Origin of the sequence: Campylobacter jejuni, from assembly GCF_001457695.1 — a bacterium.
GTDB lineage: Bacteria > Campylobacterota > Campylobacteria > Campylobacterales > Campylobacteraceae > Campylobacter_D > Campylobacter_D jejuni.
Genome location: NZ_LN831025.1, coordinates 1706024 through 1721181, shown reverse-complemented (window position 1 = coordinate 1721181; position 15158 = coordinate 1706024). Strand labels below are relative to the sequence as shown.

Annotated in this window: 15 protein-coding genes, 5 tRNA genes and 1 pseudogene; 12 read left to right on the top strand and 9 right to left on the bottom strand. The window is 32.0% G+C overall.

What is annotated here, in order from left to right:
- Positions 1-2: 2 nt before the first annotated feature.
- Complete coding sequence (locus AT682_RS08790) at positions 3-863, bottom strand: menaquinone biosynthesis family protein (RefSeq protein ID WP_002882235.1); 861 nt, start codon at positions 861-863, stop codon at positions 3-5.
- 107 nt (positions 864-970) lie between these two features.
- Between AT682_RS08790 and recA the strand changes: the two genes are divergently transcribed.
- From recA to AT682_RS08730, 12 genes and pseudogenes are all read left to right on the top strand, one after another.
- Positions 971-2002, top strand: a complete 1032-nt coding sequence (recA, locus tag AT682_RS08785; RefSeq protein WP_002851424.1) for a recombinase RecA — start codon at positions 971-973, stop codon at positions 2000-2002.
- Entirely contained in the window at positions 2002-3246 is a 1245-nt protein-coding gene (gene eno, locus AT682_RS08780) for a phosphopyruvate hydratase (RefSeq protein WP_002882234.1), read from the top strand. The genes recA and eno overlap by 1 nt, the downstream gene beginning before the upstream one ends.
- Before the next feature lie 65 nt (positions 3247-3311).
- Positions 3312-3515, top strand: a complete 204-nt coding sequence (locus tag AT682_RS08775) for a hypothetical protein (RefSeq protein WP_002839177.1) — start codon at positions 3312-3314, stop codon at positions 3513-3515.
- Positions 3505-4167, top strand: coding sequence for a glycoprotein CgpA (gene cgpA, locus AT682_RS08770; protein WP_002866836.1), 663 nt, complete (start codon positions 3505-3507; stop codon positions 4165-4167). Before AT682_RS08775 ends, cgpA begins: the two co-directional genes overlap by 11 nt.
- Positions 4167-5015, top strand: a complete 849-nt coding sequence (locus AT682_RS08765; protein ID WP_002882233.1) for a DNA ligase — start codon at positions 4167-4169, stop codon at positions 5013-5015. Before cgpA ends, AT682_RS08765 begins: the two co-directional genes overlap by 1 nt.
- Before the next feature lie 42 nt (positions 5016-5057).
- Positions 5058-5135: transfer RNA gene (locus tag AT682_RS08760), tRNA-Pro, on the top strand.
- Positions 5136-5159: 24 nt separating this feature from the next.
- A tRNA-His gene (locus AT682_RS08755) sits at positions 5160-5236 on the top strand.
- 4 nt (positions 5237-5240) lie between these two features.
- Positions 5241-5317: transfer RNA gene (locus tag AT682_RS08750), tRNA-Arg, on the top strand.
- 14 nt (positions 5318-5331) lie between these two features.
- Positions 5332-5408, top strand: a tRNA-Arg gene (locus tag AT682_RS08745).
- Between the two features lie 5 nt (positions 5409-5413).
- Positions 5414-5498: transfer RNA gene (locus tag AT682_RS08740), tRNA-Leu, on the top strand.
- A 175-nt stretch (positions 5499-5673) separates the two neighbouring features.
- Positions 5674-6088 (top strand): annotated as a pseudogene (locus AT682_RS09640) (hypothetical protein).
- Positions 6089-6387: 299 nt separating this feature from the next.
- Positions 6388-6825 (top strand): DUF411 domain-containing protein, encoded by a 438-nt coding sequence (locus AT682_RS08730; protein WP_002868868.1) that lies wholly within the window; start codon positions 6388-6390, stop codon positions 6823-6825.
- Positions 6826-6834: 9 nt separating this feature from the next.
- Here AT682_RS08730 and AT682_RS08725 read toward each other — a convergent pair whose 3' ends face one another.
- From AT682_RS08725 to AT682_RS08690, 8 genes are all read right to left on the bottom strand, one after another.
- A complete protein-coding gene (locus AT682_RS08725) occupies positions 6835-7338 on the bottom strand; it encodes a TlpA family protein disulfide reductase (RefSeq protein ID WP_002867533.1) in 504 nt (167 codons plus the stop codon).
- A complete protein-coding gene (locus AT682_RS08720) occupies positions 7299-7787 on the bottom strand; it encodes a TlpA family protein disulfide reductase (RefSeq protein ID WP_002868869.1) in 489 nt (162 codons plus the stop codon). Before AT682_RS08720 ends, AT682_RS08725 begins: the two co-directional genes overlap by 40 nt.
- The gene (locus AT682_RS08715; protein ID WP_002860103.1) at positions 7784-8437 is read right to left on the bottom strand and encodes an ABC transporter ATP-binding protein; all 654 of its coding nucleotides are present in this window, start codon (positions 8435-8437) and stop codon (positions 7784-7786) included. Before AT682_RS08715 ends, AT682_RS08720 begins: the two co-directional genes overlap by 4 nt.
- Positions 8434-9552, bottom strand: a complete 1119-nt coding sequence (locus AT682_RS08710) for an ABC transporter permease (RefSeq protein ID WP_002882230.1) — start codon at positions 9550-9552, stop codon at positions 8434-8436. The genes AT682_RS08715 and AT682_RS08710 overlap by 4 nt, the downstream gene beginning before the upstream one ends.
- Positions 9542-10834 (bottom strand): ABC transporter permease, encoded by a 1293-nt coding sequence (locus AT682_RS08705; RefSeq protein WP_079263845.1) that lies wholly within the window; start codon positions 10832-10834, stop codon positions 9542-9544. Before AT682_RS08705 ends, AT682_RS08710 begins: the two co-directional genes overlap by 11 nt.
- On the bottom strand, positions 10821-12224 hold the full coding sequence (locus AT682_RS08700) for a Fe-S-containing protein (protein WP_002882227.1): 1404 nt from the start codon (positions 12222-12224) through the stop codon (positions 10821-10823). Before AT682_RS08700 ends, AT682_RS08705 begins: the two co-directional genes overlap by 14 nt.
- An 82-nt stretch (positions 12225-12306) precedes the next feature.
- Positions 12307-12846, bottom strand: a complete 540-nt coding sequence (locus AT682_RS08695; RefSeq protein ID WP_002778842.1) for an iron transporter — start codon at positions 12844-12846, stop codon at positions 12307-12309.
- The gene (locus tag AT682_RS08690) at positions 12843-14933 is read right to left on the bottom strand and encodes an FTR1 family iron permease (RefSeq protein WP_002882226.1); all 2091 of its coding nucleotides are present in this window, start codon (positions 14931-14933) and stop codon (positions 12843-12845) included. The genes AT682_RS08695 and AT682_RS08690 overlap by 4 nt, the downstream gene beginning before the upstream one ends.
- Between the last annotated feature and the right edge of the window lie 225 nt (positions 14934-15158).

The window sequence follows — 15158 nt, the reverse complement described above, 5'->3', positions numbered from 1 at the left end:
TTTTAAGAATTTCTAGCTTCTTCGTATTCGCTAGGGATAAGATAATCATTTACATGTATGATTTTATCATAAAATTTATAATCATATCCTAGTTTAAAAAGCGTATCTACAGCTAAAAGTTGAGTTTGATTCATGCTAATAGAGTTTTTATTGGCATATAAATTAAGATAAGTATCAAGTTTTTCTTCATTAACACGGATAAGTTTTCTTTCCATAAGCATGGGGGCTAAAATTTTACGATTTGCATCGGCAATTTTTACAGCATTGGTTAAATCTCTTTCGATCTTAATCGCATCGCTTAAAGGCAAAGAGCGACGCAAAGCCATTCCACCTAAAGGCAAAGGTAAATTTTCTTTAGCAAATTCAAGCCATATATCCCAAAGTTCTGCTTCCACGCAAAGACTTTGATCAAATTCTAAAATGCTTTCATGGATCAAAACTCCTGCATCTACTTCACCACTTAAAACTGCATTTTCAATGTCTAAAAAATTCTTATAAATAATTCTTGCTTCAGGGTATTTCATACGAAAAATCAAAGCATTGGTGGTATTTGCTCCACTCAAAGCGACTTTAAAATTTCTTTTTAAATGCGTGTCTTTTTTCTTGATGAGTTTTGGCCCATAACCTTCACCAAAACTCACTGCTGTGCTTAAAAGCGCATACTCAGAAGCAATTAAAGGATAAAGCCCAAAAGAAATAGCCGTAGCATCAAATTCATTTTTCAAGGCAAATTCATTTAAAGTTTGTATATCTAAAGCTGTATTTTCATAAGCAAAATCATTCCCTATCCACCCCAATTTAATAGCCATATACATAAAAATATCATCAGCATCAGGAGAATGTGCAATAGTAATTTTTTTCATCTATGCTTCCTTGTAAATCTTTGCTTTAATTCTAGCAAAATAAATCATTATTTAATTTTATTTTGTTAGAATTCTAGCCAAAAATCTTTAGAATTTTAAGGAAAGTTATGGATGATAATAAAAGAAAATCTCTAGACGCTGCCCTAAAAAGTTTAGATAAAACCTTTGGAAAAGGCACTATCTTAAGACTAGGGGATAAAGAAGTCGAGCAAATCGATAGCATAGGCACAGGTTCAGTTGGACTTGATCTTGCTTTAGGTATAGGCGGTGTTCCAAAAGGAAGAATTATAGAAATTTATGGGCCTGAAAGTTCAGGTAAAACTACTCTAACTCTACACATTATCGCAGAATGCCAAAAAGCAGGTGGGGTTTGTGCTTTTATCGATGCAGAACATGCACTTGATGTGAAATATGCTAAAAATTTAGGTGTAAATACAGATGATTTGTATGTTTCTCAACCTGATTTTGGAGAGCAAGCCTTAGAAATTGTAGAAACTATAGCAAGAAGTGGTGCAGTAGATCTTATTGTAGTAGATAGCGTTGCAGCACTTACCCCAAAAGCAGAAATTGAAGGCGATATGGGCGATCAACATGTAGGACTTCAAGCAAGACTTATGTCTCAAGCTCTAAGAAAACTTACAGGTATAGTTCATAAAATGAATACCACAGTAATTTTCATCAACCAAATTCGTATGAAAATCGGTGCTATGGGTTATGGTACTCCTGAAACCACAACAGGTGGAAATGCATTAAAATTTTATGCTTCTGTGCGTTTAGATGTTAGAAAAGTAGCAACCTTAAAACAAAACGAAGAACCTATAGGAAACCGCGTTAAAGTAAAAGTAGTTAAAAATAAAGTTGCTCCTCCATTCAGACAAGCTGAATTTGATGTGATGTTTGGAGAGGGTTTAAGCCGTGAAGGTGAATTGATCGATTATGGTGTAAAACTTGATATCGTAGATAAAAGTGGTGCGTGGTTTTCTTATAAAGATAAAAAACTTGGACAAGGTAGAGAAAATTCAAAAGCTTTCTTAAAAGAAAACCCTGAAATTGCAGATGAAATCACAAAAGCGATTCAAAATTCTATGGGAATAGAAGGTATGATCAGCGGTAGCGAAGATGACGAAGGAGAAGAATAATGTTAGTAATTGAAGATGTTAGAGCCTATGAAGTTCTTGATAGCAGAGGAAATCCAACCGTAAAAGCCGAAGTTACGCTAAGCGATGGAAGTGTAGGTGCGGCCATAGTTCCAAGTGGTGCAAGTACAGGTTCAAAAGAAGCCTTAGAATTGCGTGATAATGATGAAAGATTTGGCGGAAAAGGCGTTTTAAAAGCTGTTGCAAATATCAATGAGAGCATTGCAGATGAAATTTTAGGACTAGATGCTTTTAATCAAATTCAACTTGATGATACTTTGCGTGAGCTTGATGGAACAAATAATTACTCAAATTTAGGTGCAAATGCGACTTTAGGCGTATCCATGGCAACAGCTCGTGCGGCTGCGGCTGCTTTGGGAATGCCTTTGTATCGCTACTTAGGTGGTGCAAATGCGAGCATTTTACCTGTACCAATGTGTAATATCATAAATGGCGGTGCTCATGCAAACAACAATGTAGATTTTCAAGAATTTATGATCATGCCTTTCGGTTTTACCAGTTTTAAAGAAGCTTTGCGTTCAGTTTGTGAAATTTATGCGATATTAAAAAAAGAACTCGCAAATTCTGGACATTCTACGGCTTTAGGTGATGAAGGCGGTTTTGCTCCAAATTTAGCTAACAACACAGAACCTATCGATCTTTTAATGACTTGTATCAAAAAAGCAGGTTATGAAAATCGTGTAAAAATCGCTCTTGATGTAGCAAGTACAGAATTTTTCAAAGATGGCAAATATCACATGGAAGGCAAGGCTTTTTCAAGTGAGGATTTGATCGAACGCTATGTAGAACTTTGTGCAAAATATCCAATTTGCAGTATCGAAGATGGCTTAGCTGAAAATGACTTTGAAGGTTGGATCAAGCTTACTGAAAAATTGGGCAATAAAATTCAGCTTGTAGGCGATGATTTATTTGTAACTAATGAAGATATTTTAAGAGAAGGCATCATCAAAAAAATGGCAAATGCTGTGCTTATTAAACCAAATCAAATCGGAACTATTACCCAAACTATGAGAACTGTGCGTTTAGCGCAAAGAAATAACTATAAATGTGTGATGAGTCATAGAAGTGGCGAAAGTGAAGATGCTTTTATAGCAGATTTTGCTGTAGCTTTAAATACAGGACAAATCAAAACAGGAGCCCTAGCAAGAGGTGAAAGAACCGCAAAATACAATCGCTTACTTGAAATTGAACTTGAAAGCGATGAATACTTAGGAGAAAAGCTCTGAGTGATTTACTTAAAGAATACGACGAAAGCACAAGAAAAAAAAGTTTTTATACCCATGTTATAAAAATGATTTTTTGGGCTTTTCTTGTTGTAATTGGAGCGATTTATTTTGGCAATATGTTTTTTGGGCAGTATTCTTTAGATACTTTATTAAGCTTAGAAAATACCAAAGAAGAGCTTAATAAAAAGATTATTTTGCTCAAAGAACAAAATGCTAAAGCACAAAAAGATTATTTTGAATTAAAAGGATTATACCCAAATGAAAACTAGAATTTTGGCAATATTTTTTATTTTTACCTCTCTTTTATATGCTGATGAAAATCCTTTCAAGACAGATCAAAATATAACCTTGGTTGCTCCACCTGAATTTCAAAAAGAGGAAGTTAAATTTAATTCTAGTGCAAGAATTTTAAAAAGCATCACTTTTAATTATATCAATTTAGACGGAAGTGAAGATAAGATCGATTTAGATGTCAATAAAAGTATTGATTGGCACGATACTTATACTATATCAAGATTTAAAAGCCCTGATCCTTCAAAAGTACTTGATGTTTCAGTTACTATACCTGAAAAAAATAGCTCTAAACAAGAATCAAACTCAACAGCTAATGTTGAAATACCTTTACAGGTTGCAAAGATTTATGATTTTATTTCTTACGCGGTTTATAAAAACAAAATAAAACTTAACACTAGTGATGAAATGATCACAGATTTTTCAGTAGGAAATCCAAGCAAAATCGTTATAGATTTTAGATCTAATTTGATTAGCCCTACAAAAAACATACGCCTTAGCAATTCTATTTTTAAACGCATAGACTTTGGATCTCATAAAGGATATTATCGACTTGTAATATATCTTGATGGAACTTATAATTATAATATTCAAAAAGATGCAACTGGATATATGATTAATCTGCTTTGATGAGGTTTGTTTTTTTAATATGTTGTGCTTGTTTAGTTTTTGCTAATGAAATTTTACTTCTTAGCAAATTCGATAAGCAAGATTTTAACTCTAAAGATTTTAATACTTATTTGATGAGCGAAAAACTCGATGGGGTGCGTGGAATTTGGGATGGAAAATATCTAAAAACTCGCCAAAATTACAAAATAAAAACTCCTGACTTTTTTACAAAAAATTTCCCTCCTTTTACTATTGATGGTGAGCTTTGGATAGCAAGAAATAAATTTGATGAAATTTCAGCTTTAATTCGTAGTGGCGATAGCAATTTGACCTTATGGAAGGAAGTAACTTATAATATTTTTGATGTGCCAAATGCTTGCGAAGAATTTAAAATTTCTACTTGCACCCTTAAAAATCGTTTGGCTGTTTTAGAAGAGTATTTGCAAAAATATCCTAGTGCCTATATAAAAATTATTCCTCAAATTCCAGTTGAAAATCAAAATAATTTAAATCAATTTTACGAAAGCATTATAAAAAATCAAGGTGAAGGTATTGTCATACGCAAAAATTTAAGTCCTTATGAAAAAGGCAGAAGTAAAAATGCTATGAAATTAAAACCCTATGATGATGCAGAGTGTGAGTTAGTAGGATTTCGCAAGGGCAAGGGTAAATTTGAAAATCAAGTAGGTGCCTTACTTTGTAAAATGCCTAATGGACAAATCATTAAAATCGGCAGTGGTTTAAAAGATGAAGATAGAAAAAATCCTCCAAAAATTGGTAGTATTGTGACTTATAAATTTAATGGATTGACCAAAAATTCCTTACCTCGCTTTCCGGTTTTTTTAAGAATAAGAGATGAAAATCCTTGACTTTAAAATTATTTTGTGATAAAATATTTCCTTTTATTTATTCGGGGTGTAGCGCAGTCTGGTTAGCGCACTTGGTTTGGGACCAAGGGGCCGAAGGTTCGAATCCTTTCACCCCGACCATTTTTTATAAATTTATACAAAATGGTGAGTGTAGCTCAGTCGGTTAGAGCATCAGATTGTGGTCCTGAGGGTCGTGGGTTCAATTCCCATCACTCACCCCACTAAGCGCTCGTAGCTCAACTGGATAGAGCGACAGACTTCGGATCTGTAGGTTATGGGTTCGATTCCTATCGGGCGCACCACCAAGATTTTATATGCGTTCATAGCTCAGCTGGATAGAGCAACGGCCTTCTAAGCCGTAGGTCAGAGGTTCGAATCCTCTTGGGCGTACCACTTTAGCGGATGTGGTGAAATTGGCAGACACGCCAGACTTAGGATCTGGTGCAGCAATGCGTGAAGGTTCAAGTCCTTTCATCCGCACCACTTACTTTTATCATTTTCAAACAAGAGTTGATTTCTCATAAATTTTTATTTCATTTTAAAATTTCTTATGATTGTTAGATAAAATGCAAATTTAATTTAGATAAATTTAAAAATTATCTTGCAAAAGATTTGAAAAATAATTAAAATATACAAAATTCAATTCAAGGAGATTAAAATGAAAAAATTAGCTTTAGCTTTAGCAGCTTTAGTTGCTTTAAATGTGTCAGCATTTGCAGATTTGATAGTTATTAATAAAAAATTTAGTTCCAGTTTCAGCAAGCGAAATGCAAAACAAATATTTCCAAGAGAGTATCAAACCAATTATAGATCAGCCACTTTTTAAAAAGGCAACTTTTTATGAAGCAGATATTGTTGCAAAAGTTGATCCAAAAGAATATAATTCAACTCAAGCTATAATATAAAAAGAATATTTAGATAAAAGCAAATATGTTTATTATAAGACAGTTCTTATATTAACTAGTGATGGTAAAAGAGCTAAGCTCTCTACTCTTTCTTGCGAAATTGCAAGTTTTGATAAGAAGGGGTATTTATGTGGAGGAACAAGCGATCATAATTATTCTATTAAGTAAATATTGCAAATAAAAATCCGCCTTGAGTTTTCACTCTTAGTGGAAATCCACTATTAGAACATACTATGAAAAAACATAGTAAGTATAAAGTATATCTAAATTTTAAGCTTTTTAAGTTAAAAATTTCTAGTTTTTTAAATCGTTTTATCTTTTATATCTTTACTGTAAAGACAAAATCAGCACTCATTAAAAATCTTTTTCTTGATTAAATTTTTGTAAATTCATTTTTAGTGTTAAAAATGTGATGGTATTAACTTTATAAAAGTATTATTATATATTTTTTACTTAGGATAGCAATTATGAAAAAAATAATTTTAACCATTCTTTTTTTACTCACTCTTACGCAAGCTAAGGAAATACAAGTTTATGAAAGTCCTACTTGTGGCTGTTGTGATCTTTGGGCTGATTATATGAAAGCTAAGGGTTATGAGGTTAGTGTTCACAAAACCAATGATTTTCTTAAAATCAAAGAAAAAATGGGTATAAAAGATGAGTATCAAAGTTGCCATACGGGTGTGATCGAAGGCTATGCTATTGAAGGGCATGTTCCTGAAAGTGCTATAGCATGGTTGCTTGAAAACAAACCTAAAGATGTTATAGGAATTTCAGCTCCTGGCATGCCGCAAGGAAGCCCAGGAATGGAACAAGGTTATAGTGAAAAATATCCTGTAATTTTGATGAAAAAAGATGGAAGCTATGAGCTTTATGGATATTTTATAGGAGATAAAAAGCTTTAAAGTAAATTCTTAGCTTTTTACTTTTTTGATTTCTTTTTCAAGTATGCTATAAGGAGTTAAGCCTATGAATTTTTCATCCATTTTTCCTTCTTTGAAAAAACTAAGCACAGGCACTCCATATATTTCCCCAATGGCACTTGAAAGGTATTTAGCTGCTCTTTTTTCATAAAACATTGCTAAATTAGATAAACCTTTTTCATCAGCCCAAGCTTTTGCATCATTTGCATCATTTGCATCACCTAAAACCACAAAGATATTAAAATCATAATTTTTAGCCAAATTCTGTAAAATAGGAATTTGTTCTTTACAAACTCCACAATCTTTTGTGAAAAATATTAAGGCAAAATTTTGTGCTTTATCATTTAGTTTTAGGCTTTTTTCAAAACCATTGTAGGCAAAATTATAGGTTTTATCACTATTTAAAGCTTTAAAATTTTCTCCACTATCACAAGCTACAAAAAATAAAGCTATGATTAAAGCAAAGAAATAAGCTTGGATTCGAAAAATTCCCATGGTTTTTCTCCTAAAATTCTATCTTTTATCATCCCATCTTTAATGATGATGGTAGTAGGGGTTGCAAACACAGCGTAACGATCATTGGTGATTTTAAGATCGTCTTTTAAAACTTTTACATTTTTAAAGTCAAATTGTTCGGCTAAAACTTTAACCACATTGGCATTATCGATGGAATTTATAGCATAAACACTGATTTTATTGGGGTGATTTTGTATGAATTCATCTAAAGAAGGGAGTTCTTTTAAGCAAGAAGGGCAACCATTTTGAAAAAAGACTAAGACTTTTAAACTTGTATTATCATCAGCAAGTTTTACAGCTTTTCCTAAGGTATCTTTAGCTGAAATTTCAGCGCTTTTTTCTCCAACTTTTCCAGTATCTTTTGAATTTTCAAAAGAACAAGCATTGAGCAAGAACAAAATGCTTAAGATTAAAAGGTTTTTTTTCATTTTAACACCCCATGTTGTAAGATAAGGGTTCGATCTGCGAATTTGGCTAAATCAGGATTGTGTGTGATTAAAACTATGGTTTTGCCTTCATTTTTTAATTTTTGCAAGGTTTGAAGAACGATTTGTTCATTGGCTTCATCTAAATTTCCTGTGGGTTCATCTGCGAGTAAAAGCTCTGGGTTATTAATCAAAGCTCTTGCTATGCAAACTCTTTGTTGCTCTCCGCCACTTAATTGGCTAGGTAAATGAGTGAGTCTATGCGAAAGTCCTACTTTTTCAAGAACCATTTTAGCATCTTCTTCATCTACGCTTGAGTGATAATACTGAGAAAGCATAACATTTTCTAAGGCGTTAAGATAGGGGATAAGATGAAATTGTTGAAAGACAAGTCCTATTTTTTCACGACGCAAGGTGATTTTTTGCTCCTCATCCATTTGCTCTAGGTTTTCATTATCCAAGATATACTCCCCAGAGCTTGGAGTATCCATGAGTGATAGTATGTTTAAAAGCGTTGATTTTCCACTTCCTGATGGACCCATGATGGCAAGCCATTCTCCTTCATAGACGCTTAAGTTGATATTGTTTAAGGCTTTAACTTTGCCAAATTCTTTATTTAAGTTGTTTATTTTAATAAGTTCTTTTTTCATCATTCACCTTTCAAATTTTCACACACATTGATTTTTAATGCTCTTTTTATAGGAAAAAATGCAGCCAAAAAGGCAAAAATCAAAGAAATGATTAAGGCTATAAAAACAGCTATAAATCTAAAATCAATACTAGAATTAAAAATCAAATAACCAAAGACATTGGCTAAAAATATCCCACAAAAAGCTCCGATTAAACTAGCAAAAAAACTTACTATAAAGCATTCACTAGCAAAAAGTTTAAAAATTTCACTTTTTTTCGCACCCAAGGCTAAACGCAGTGCGATTTCTTTTTTGCGAGAAAATATAATAGAGCTTAAAGTTGTATTAACGCTAGTAGTGACTATGATCAATACTACAAGTATGATTAAAAACATTAAAGCTTTGATTTTTCCAAGTACTAAACCTTCACTTAAGGATACTGAAGATATAGGTTTTGCATCGATGAATTCATTGTTGATTGCTTGTGTTTTGGCTTTAACTTCATCAAAATTTCCATAAACTACAGCATTAGCATAGTTAATACCGGCTCTATCGCTTAAATTTTGCACCACGCTTAAAGGGGCTAAAACAATGCTATCAAATTCATCATTGCTTGAAAGTATGCCTTTTATGGTAAGTTTTATGCTTTTTCCATTGTTTGGATTGTAAATTTGAAGTTCATTGCCTGTTTTTAGGCCTAGTTGCTTGGCTAAATTAACTCCTAAAAAGGCTGAATTTTCATCAAAATCATTTAGAGAAAAGCTTCCTTCTTTAACTTCTAAAAAAGGTTTAGTGATTTTTAAAGCCCTAAAATCAGTGCCTAAAACTACTCCGCTTGTACTGCCTAAATTTAAAAAATCATACAAAAAAGGAGTTAAAGCTCTAGCCTTTAAAATTTCTTTTATTTTTTCATACTCAGCATTGGAGATAAAATTTTCATCCTGTTTAGGGCTTATCATTACATTTGCTCCATAAGCTTTTAATTCTTTAGAAAGTTTGGTGTCAATATCAAAATAAATATTTAAAAAAGCTGAGCAAGTAAGTGCTCCTATAAAAACACTTAAAACTATAATAAAAAGTCTTTGATAAGAAAAGTTAATGCTTTTAAAAAGTTCATTAAGGAAAAACTTATCTACCATAAAGCACTCCTGCAGCTGAAAGTTGTGTGATATTTTTTATAGGAAGCAAGCAACCTAGTAAGGCAATAAGTCCTGCAAAAATAAAGCTTAAAGGTAAAGCTATAAAGGCTATATCAATAAAATATCCAAAAATACTAAGGCTGATGATTTGAGAAAGTGCTGTGCCAAAAATAAATCCAAATAAAGCAGCAAATAAAGCTACGATTAAATTTTCACCAGCAAAGATGAGATAAATTTGAAAAGTATTAGCACCAAGTACTTTTAAAAGTCCTATTTCTTTTTTTCTACGATGAATTTCAGAACTCATTAGACTTGAAATCGCAATACTTGCAACAATAAGACAAATAATGCAAGTAATGCCCATTAAGGATTGGATCTTTTTAACCACCAAGCTTTGAGCATCGCTTATAGCATTTAGAGCTTTTGCATCAGCACCTGGTAAGCCATCGCTAATTTGACTAGCGATTGAGCCTACATAGGCTGAGCAATACCATTTGTCATATTCTAATTGATCTAATTTTTCTTCGCCCATGCGACGCACTTTTTCAGAAAGGGCTGATTCAGGTATGGTAAAAGCTCTTACTTCTGCACTTGAGTAAAGTCCTTGTTTGTTGAGTAAATCTTGAGCTAAATTTAAAGGAGCGATGATTTTATTTGACATTTTAGGATTGGCATGAAGCAAAATACCTACGATTTTTGCTTCTTTGCTTTGATTGTTTTCTCCTATGAGTTTGATAGTATCTCCTAATTTTAATTTATTGTTTTTAGCAAAGTCTTCGCCTAGCATGATTTCATTGCTATCATCTTTTGCCCATTCTCCTTGGACTGCTAAATAAGGATAAAGACTTTTTATACCTGTGATAAAATCATCATCATCTTTAATTTTTATGGCTTTTTGAAAATAAGTGCCATAAATAAGTGCTTTTTGCTGGGAGTTTTCAATTGTGATTTTACCTTCTAAAAAAGGAGCAAGTGCGGTGATGTTGTTACGCCAATAAATGTCTTTAATCATATATAAATTTTTTTCTTCTAGGTAGTTTTTGTTTTTTAAGGGTTCATAAAGTTCATTACCTATTTCTATACTAAGACTTGAGCCTTTGGGTAAAACAAGGATATTAGAGCCATAACTTTTGAGTTGTTTAGTTACTTCATCGCCTATACTTAGGGTAATATTTAGCATAGTAGAGAGCAAAAGCGTGGCTAAAAAACAAGTAAGAAAGGCTAAAAATTTTTGAATTTTGTTTTTAAATATAGAGTTAAAAATCATTTTAGCCAACATCATTTCTCCTTTGGATTAAAAATTGGGCTTCGTTTTCTTCTACATATTTTGTAGGATCTTTTTTAAATTCTTCATAGTTGTTTTGATTTGAAAAATAATAAGTAATCCCTTTATAGCTATAAGAAAAAGGAGCTTGGGTGTTTATAACCTTTGTTTTTGATACAGGATCTTGCACTTCAATTTCTTTGATTTGACTAAAATAATTAGATCCTGCTATTACATCTTTAACATCTATGGTGATTTTTTTACCATCGTATTCGTATTTGAGTGGGATAGGATTGCAACCTCCGCTTTTGCCTACACTAGGCAAGAAAATACGCACATTGCAAGAAATGCAAATAAGTTGTCCATCTTTTTTGATATAGCCCATATCTCCACAAATCATACAAGCATCAAAAACAGCTACAGGGGAATCCCTATCTTCTCTTTTGTTGATAAGAAAAAACCTTATCACTTTGCCTTCAGCACTGATATAAGCAAAGCGGTGGAGTTTGTTGTCCCTTAAAAGAGCTATATCAAAGATAAATTTGCCATTCTTATCGGGTAAAATTTCTTTAGGCTCATCTATGATTAAAGGCTTAGAGCTTACCATAAAAAAGTATAAAATAATGCAAAAACTTATAACACAGGAGATAAAAACGCTGGAAAAATAACGATTAATAAGACTTGTTTTAGCTTCGTTTTTGCGATAATTTATATCTAAAATTTGTTTTTTGTTTATATTTTTTTTGCGAATTTTTAAGCTTAAGAATGCTAAAAAAGCGATGAAAATTAAATAAATATAAATTCCAAAAACGCCAAAATAATTACTTTTTCCTACAAAACTCACCAAAAAAGTATGAGTTTCTATGATGGAATTTCGCATTAAAGTAAGCAAGATATTGGCTAGAGCTTTATCGCTTTCTATAAGGATAAGCAGTAAAAACAGCATAAAGCTTGTTTTTTGATTAAAATTTTTTTGCCATTTTAAAAAGAAGAAAATCAAAATACAAACAAGCAAGGCTAAAGCAATAAAACCTAAAGAACTTATACCTTCGCTATCGATTAAAGAGCTAGTAAAAATAGGGAAATCTTGACTTAAAAAATAATAATGCAAAGCGGTGCAAAAACTTAAAATTCCCAATAAAATAAAATTTAAAATTTCAATTTTTTTCCAAAAATAAAATATAAAGCTTACTAGCAATAAACCTATAAAAACAAAATCAAAATTAAAGATTAAATTTTCGGTTTTTAAAAATTGTGCTGCGATAAAAAAAGCAAAATATCCAAATAAAAAGCCCAAAAAAACTACTAAAAAACTTTTAAAAATATATTTTTTATCAGAAGCGATAAAGGCCATTAAAATACTTAGTGGTAAAACACTGATAAGAAAATGCACAAAATATATACTCATAATTTACTCTTTAAACATTGTTATTTTAATTTTTCAAATAAAAATAAAAATATTTAAACACTCGGAAAATCCGAGTGTAAAATCATTTTGGCGTGCCTGTGTATTTGAATTTATAATCTACTTTAAAAGGTTCAAACCACTTACCCACGCCTGTTTCTTCATCAACATGGCGTCCAAAACCTTGTTTTTCTGGATTTGAGATATAAAAAGTAAGTTCATAATTTCCTACGCCAAAGCCACCTTTTTTATCTTTTTCCATAGCAATATTTGCACCATAGTGAGGACCATCATCAGCCACCATAGGCATCAAAGTTCCGCGTTTAATTGCACCTGTGTCGGTATTTTTAAGTTCATAAGCTATAGTTAAATAAGGCATCCAAAAACCTTCTGGAAAACCATTTGGATTGTTTTTAAGTGCGTGAATGTCAGCTTCTAGATGAATATCTGCTAAAGACGCAGCTAGATCAATACCTCTTGGCTCCATTTCAATAGGTTGTAAATAAACAGCGGCTATTTCCATACCATTAAGTTCTTTTGGATCGCCAATTGGCACTTCGCCTGCAAATAAATTTGTACTAATAACCGCAGCTGCAGCAACTACTGATAAAACTTTTTTTATCATGATTTTACTCCTTTTTTTGAAATTTGTTTTGTTATCAAAATGCCAATAATTAGCATTGTCAAAACTATAAATTGGGGGATTAAAGTTTCATAGTAAGGATAAATTCCAAGCCATAAAATCGGTTCAAAATTCATAGGTATAAGACTAGGAATAATGACTTTTCCTTCTATGAGTTCAGCTATGCCTTTGCCTGTAAAAACAAAAACCATGTAAAAAATAATGTAAGAAGTGATATAGAAAAATTGTTTTACAGGTATGCGAATGGCTCCTGCTTTTAAAAGAAAATATAAAACAATAAGTATTAAAATTCCAAGTCCAAGCCCGCCAAAAACAGCACCAAAATCAGTGCTTGTTTTAGCATCAAAAAGCAAGGCTTGATAAAAAAGCACAGTTTCTGCACCTTCTCTATAAACAGCTAAAAATACGGTGATCCAAAGGGTTTTTGCACTATTGTTTGATATAGCATCTATAGCACCTTGTTTGATAAAGCTTGTCCATTTTTTATTTTGTGCGTTTGAAAGTAGCCAAAAGCCCACATAAAAGAGTAGTAATACGGCTATAAGCATGGCAATACCCTCTATAAGCTCTCTACTTTGTCCTGCATTTTCTTTGAATAGCCAAGAAACTCCAAAAGCGGTAACAAAACTTAAAATCACTCCTGTAAAAAGAGCACTATAGGCGATATTTAAACGATTTTTGTTGCCACTTTGTACAAGATAAGAAACAATGGCTACAACGATAATCAAAGCTTCCAAGCCTTCACGCAAAATAATACTTAAAGCCCATATAAACAGCGAATAAGGAGTAGAATCTTGAATTTTATCCACACTGCTTGCTATGAGTTGTTCTAAGTCATTAAAAGTAGATTCAAGCTCTTTTTTATCTGCACTTGCTTTAATCAGTGCCACACCTTTGGAAAATAAACTTTCTATTTTAAGTTTTAAGCCGCTATCTACAGCACCGATTTTATTTTCCATACCGCTTGCTTCAAAAATATCTAGATAAATTCCTTGTAAATCATCTACTATAGAAGCACTAAAGCCATCATAATTTTTTAAAATTCCATCTAAAGCAAGTTTGATATCATTAGAAACTTTGGCATAATCTTTGCCTTTTGTTTCATCATTAAAGCCTGAAATTTGCAAACTTGAAAGTTCTGAATTTGGAATTTGCAAGAAAACATCAAAAATTTGTTCTTCTATGTTATCTAAGTCATCTCTTAAGTCTTTTTCATCTATTTTTGCATCGTTGATTTGGCGTATAAGGGTGCGTATGGCTTGTTGAATTTTTTGATCGTTTCCTGCTTTGGTAAATTTATTTACTAAAATTTCTACTTTGGTATTGCGATAATCACTAAATAAGGCATCATTTAAAAAATCTTTACTAGCTTGGTAGTTTTTTTCTTTAAAAGCATTAGCAGCCTGTGAAAATTTGGTAGAGATATTATCTAGTATAAATTGCAATCTTGCGTCCATTGCAGCGGCAGCTTGTAAATCAGCGCTTGCATTATCATCTGTAAGTTTGCTTGTGTCGTCGTTTGCAGGTATAGGAGCTTGGGTGGTTAAAGAACTTTGTGCTAAATCTTTTTTATCCACGCCCATCATTTGTGCGATTAAAGCTTCTGCATCAGCTTCGCGTTTGGCATTGGCTTCTAGGCTTGATTTTTCAGCTTTAGCCTTATCATAGTTTGTATCGCTTGCTTCTGCTTTTAAACGATATCCATTTTGTAAGATTGGGGCTACTTCATCAAGATCATAATAAAGACTATCAATTAAAGCATTAATTTGTGTCAAAGGAGCTTCATCTTTATACATACGACGCAAATTTACAAATTTACGCTCCATGGTGATGGCTTTTCTTCCTATGTTTCTTCCTATAGGGCCTTCCATATTTTCAAAATGTTGAAAATACGCATCTTCGCTAAGCTTTTTAGCACCTAGATTATCACCCTTTTTGTAAGTTTCTATGCTTTGTTTTAGCATGTCTTTGATAAGATTTGCTTCATTAATATAATCATCTACTCTAGCAAAAGCTGAGCTTGATAAAGAAATACTTATAATTAAAAATATAATTTTAAAAATTTTCATTATCATTATCCTTGGTTTTTGATAAAAATAATATTTATTATCAAAATAAATAATGGCTAGTATAATATTAAAAATCTTAAATAGAACTAAAAAATAAGCTTTTGTATCGATAATATTTTTTATTAATTATATTTAAGATATATTTTAATAAATTTTTAAATATATCTTATTTTTGTGATTTAATATGGGTTGTTTTTAAGTATCGCAAGGCTTTCTTTTAAGCTA

Excerpts from the sequence above, each read along its gene's own strand:
- AT682_RS08705 (WP_079263845.1), bottom strand. The coding sequence starts at position 10,834 with ATGATGTTGGCTAAAATGATTTTTAACTCTATATTTAAAAACAAAATT.
- eno (WP_002882234.1), top strand. The coding sequence starts at position 2,002 with ATGTTAGTAATTGAAGATGTTAGAGCCTATGAAGTTCTTGATAGCAGA.
- AT682_RS08765 (WP_002882233.1), top strand. The coding sequence starts at position 4,167 with ATGAGGTTTGTTTTTTTAATATGTTGTGCTTGTTTAGTTTTTGCTAAT.
- AT682_RS08715 (WP_002860103.1), bottom strand. The coding sequence starts at position 8,437 with ATGATGAAAAAAGAACTTATTAAAATAAACAACTTAAATAAAGAATTT.
- AT682_RS08730 (WP_002868868.1), top strand. The coding sequence starts at position 6,388 with ATGAAAAAAATAATTTTAACCATTCTTTTTTTACTCACTCTTACGCAA.
- AT682_RS08775 (WP_002839177.1), top strand. The coding sequence starts at position 3,312 with ATGATTTTTTGGGCTTTTCTTGTTGTAATTGGAGCGATTTATTTTGGC.
- AT682_RS08790 (WP_002882235.1), bottom strand. The coding sequence starts at position 863 with ATGAAAAAAATTACTATTGCACATTCTCCTGATGCTGATGATATTTTT.
- AT682_RS08690 (WP_002882226.1), bottom strand. The coding sequence starts at position 14,933 with ATGAAAATTTTTAAAATTATATTTTTAATTATAAGTATTTCTTTATCA.
- AT682_RS08695 (WP_002778842.1), bottom strand. The coding sequence starts at position 12,846 with ATGATAAAAAAAGTTTTATCAGTAGTTGCTGCAGCTGCGGTTATTAGT.
- AT682_RS08725 (WP_002867533.1), bottom strand. The coding sequence starts at position 7,338 with ATGGGAATTTTTCGAATCCAAGCTTATTTCTTTGCTTTAATCATAGCT.
- AT682_RS08710 (WP_002882230.1), bottom strand. The coding sequence starts at position 9,552 with ATGGTAGATAAGTTTTTCCTTAATGAACTTTTTAAAAGCATTAACTTT.
- AT682_RS08720 (WP_002868869.1), bottom strand. The coding sequence starts at position 7,787 with ATGAAAAAAAACCTTTTAATCTTAAGCATTTTGTTCTTGCTCAATGCT.
- recA (WP_002851424.1), top strand. The coding sequence starts at position 971 with ATGGATGATAATAAAAGAAAATCTCTAGACGCTGCCCTAAAAAGTTTA.
- cgpA (WP_002866836.1), top strand. The coding sequence starts at position 3,505 with ATGAAAACTAGAATTTTGGCAATATTTTTTATTTTTACCTCTCTTTTA.
- AT682_RS08700 (WP_002882227.1), bottom strand. The coding sequence starts at position 12,224 with ATGAGTATATATTTTGTGCATTTTCTTATCAGTGTTTTACCACTAAGT.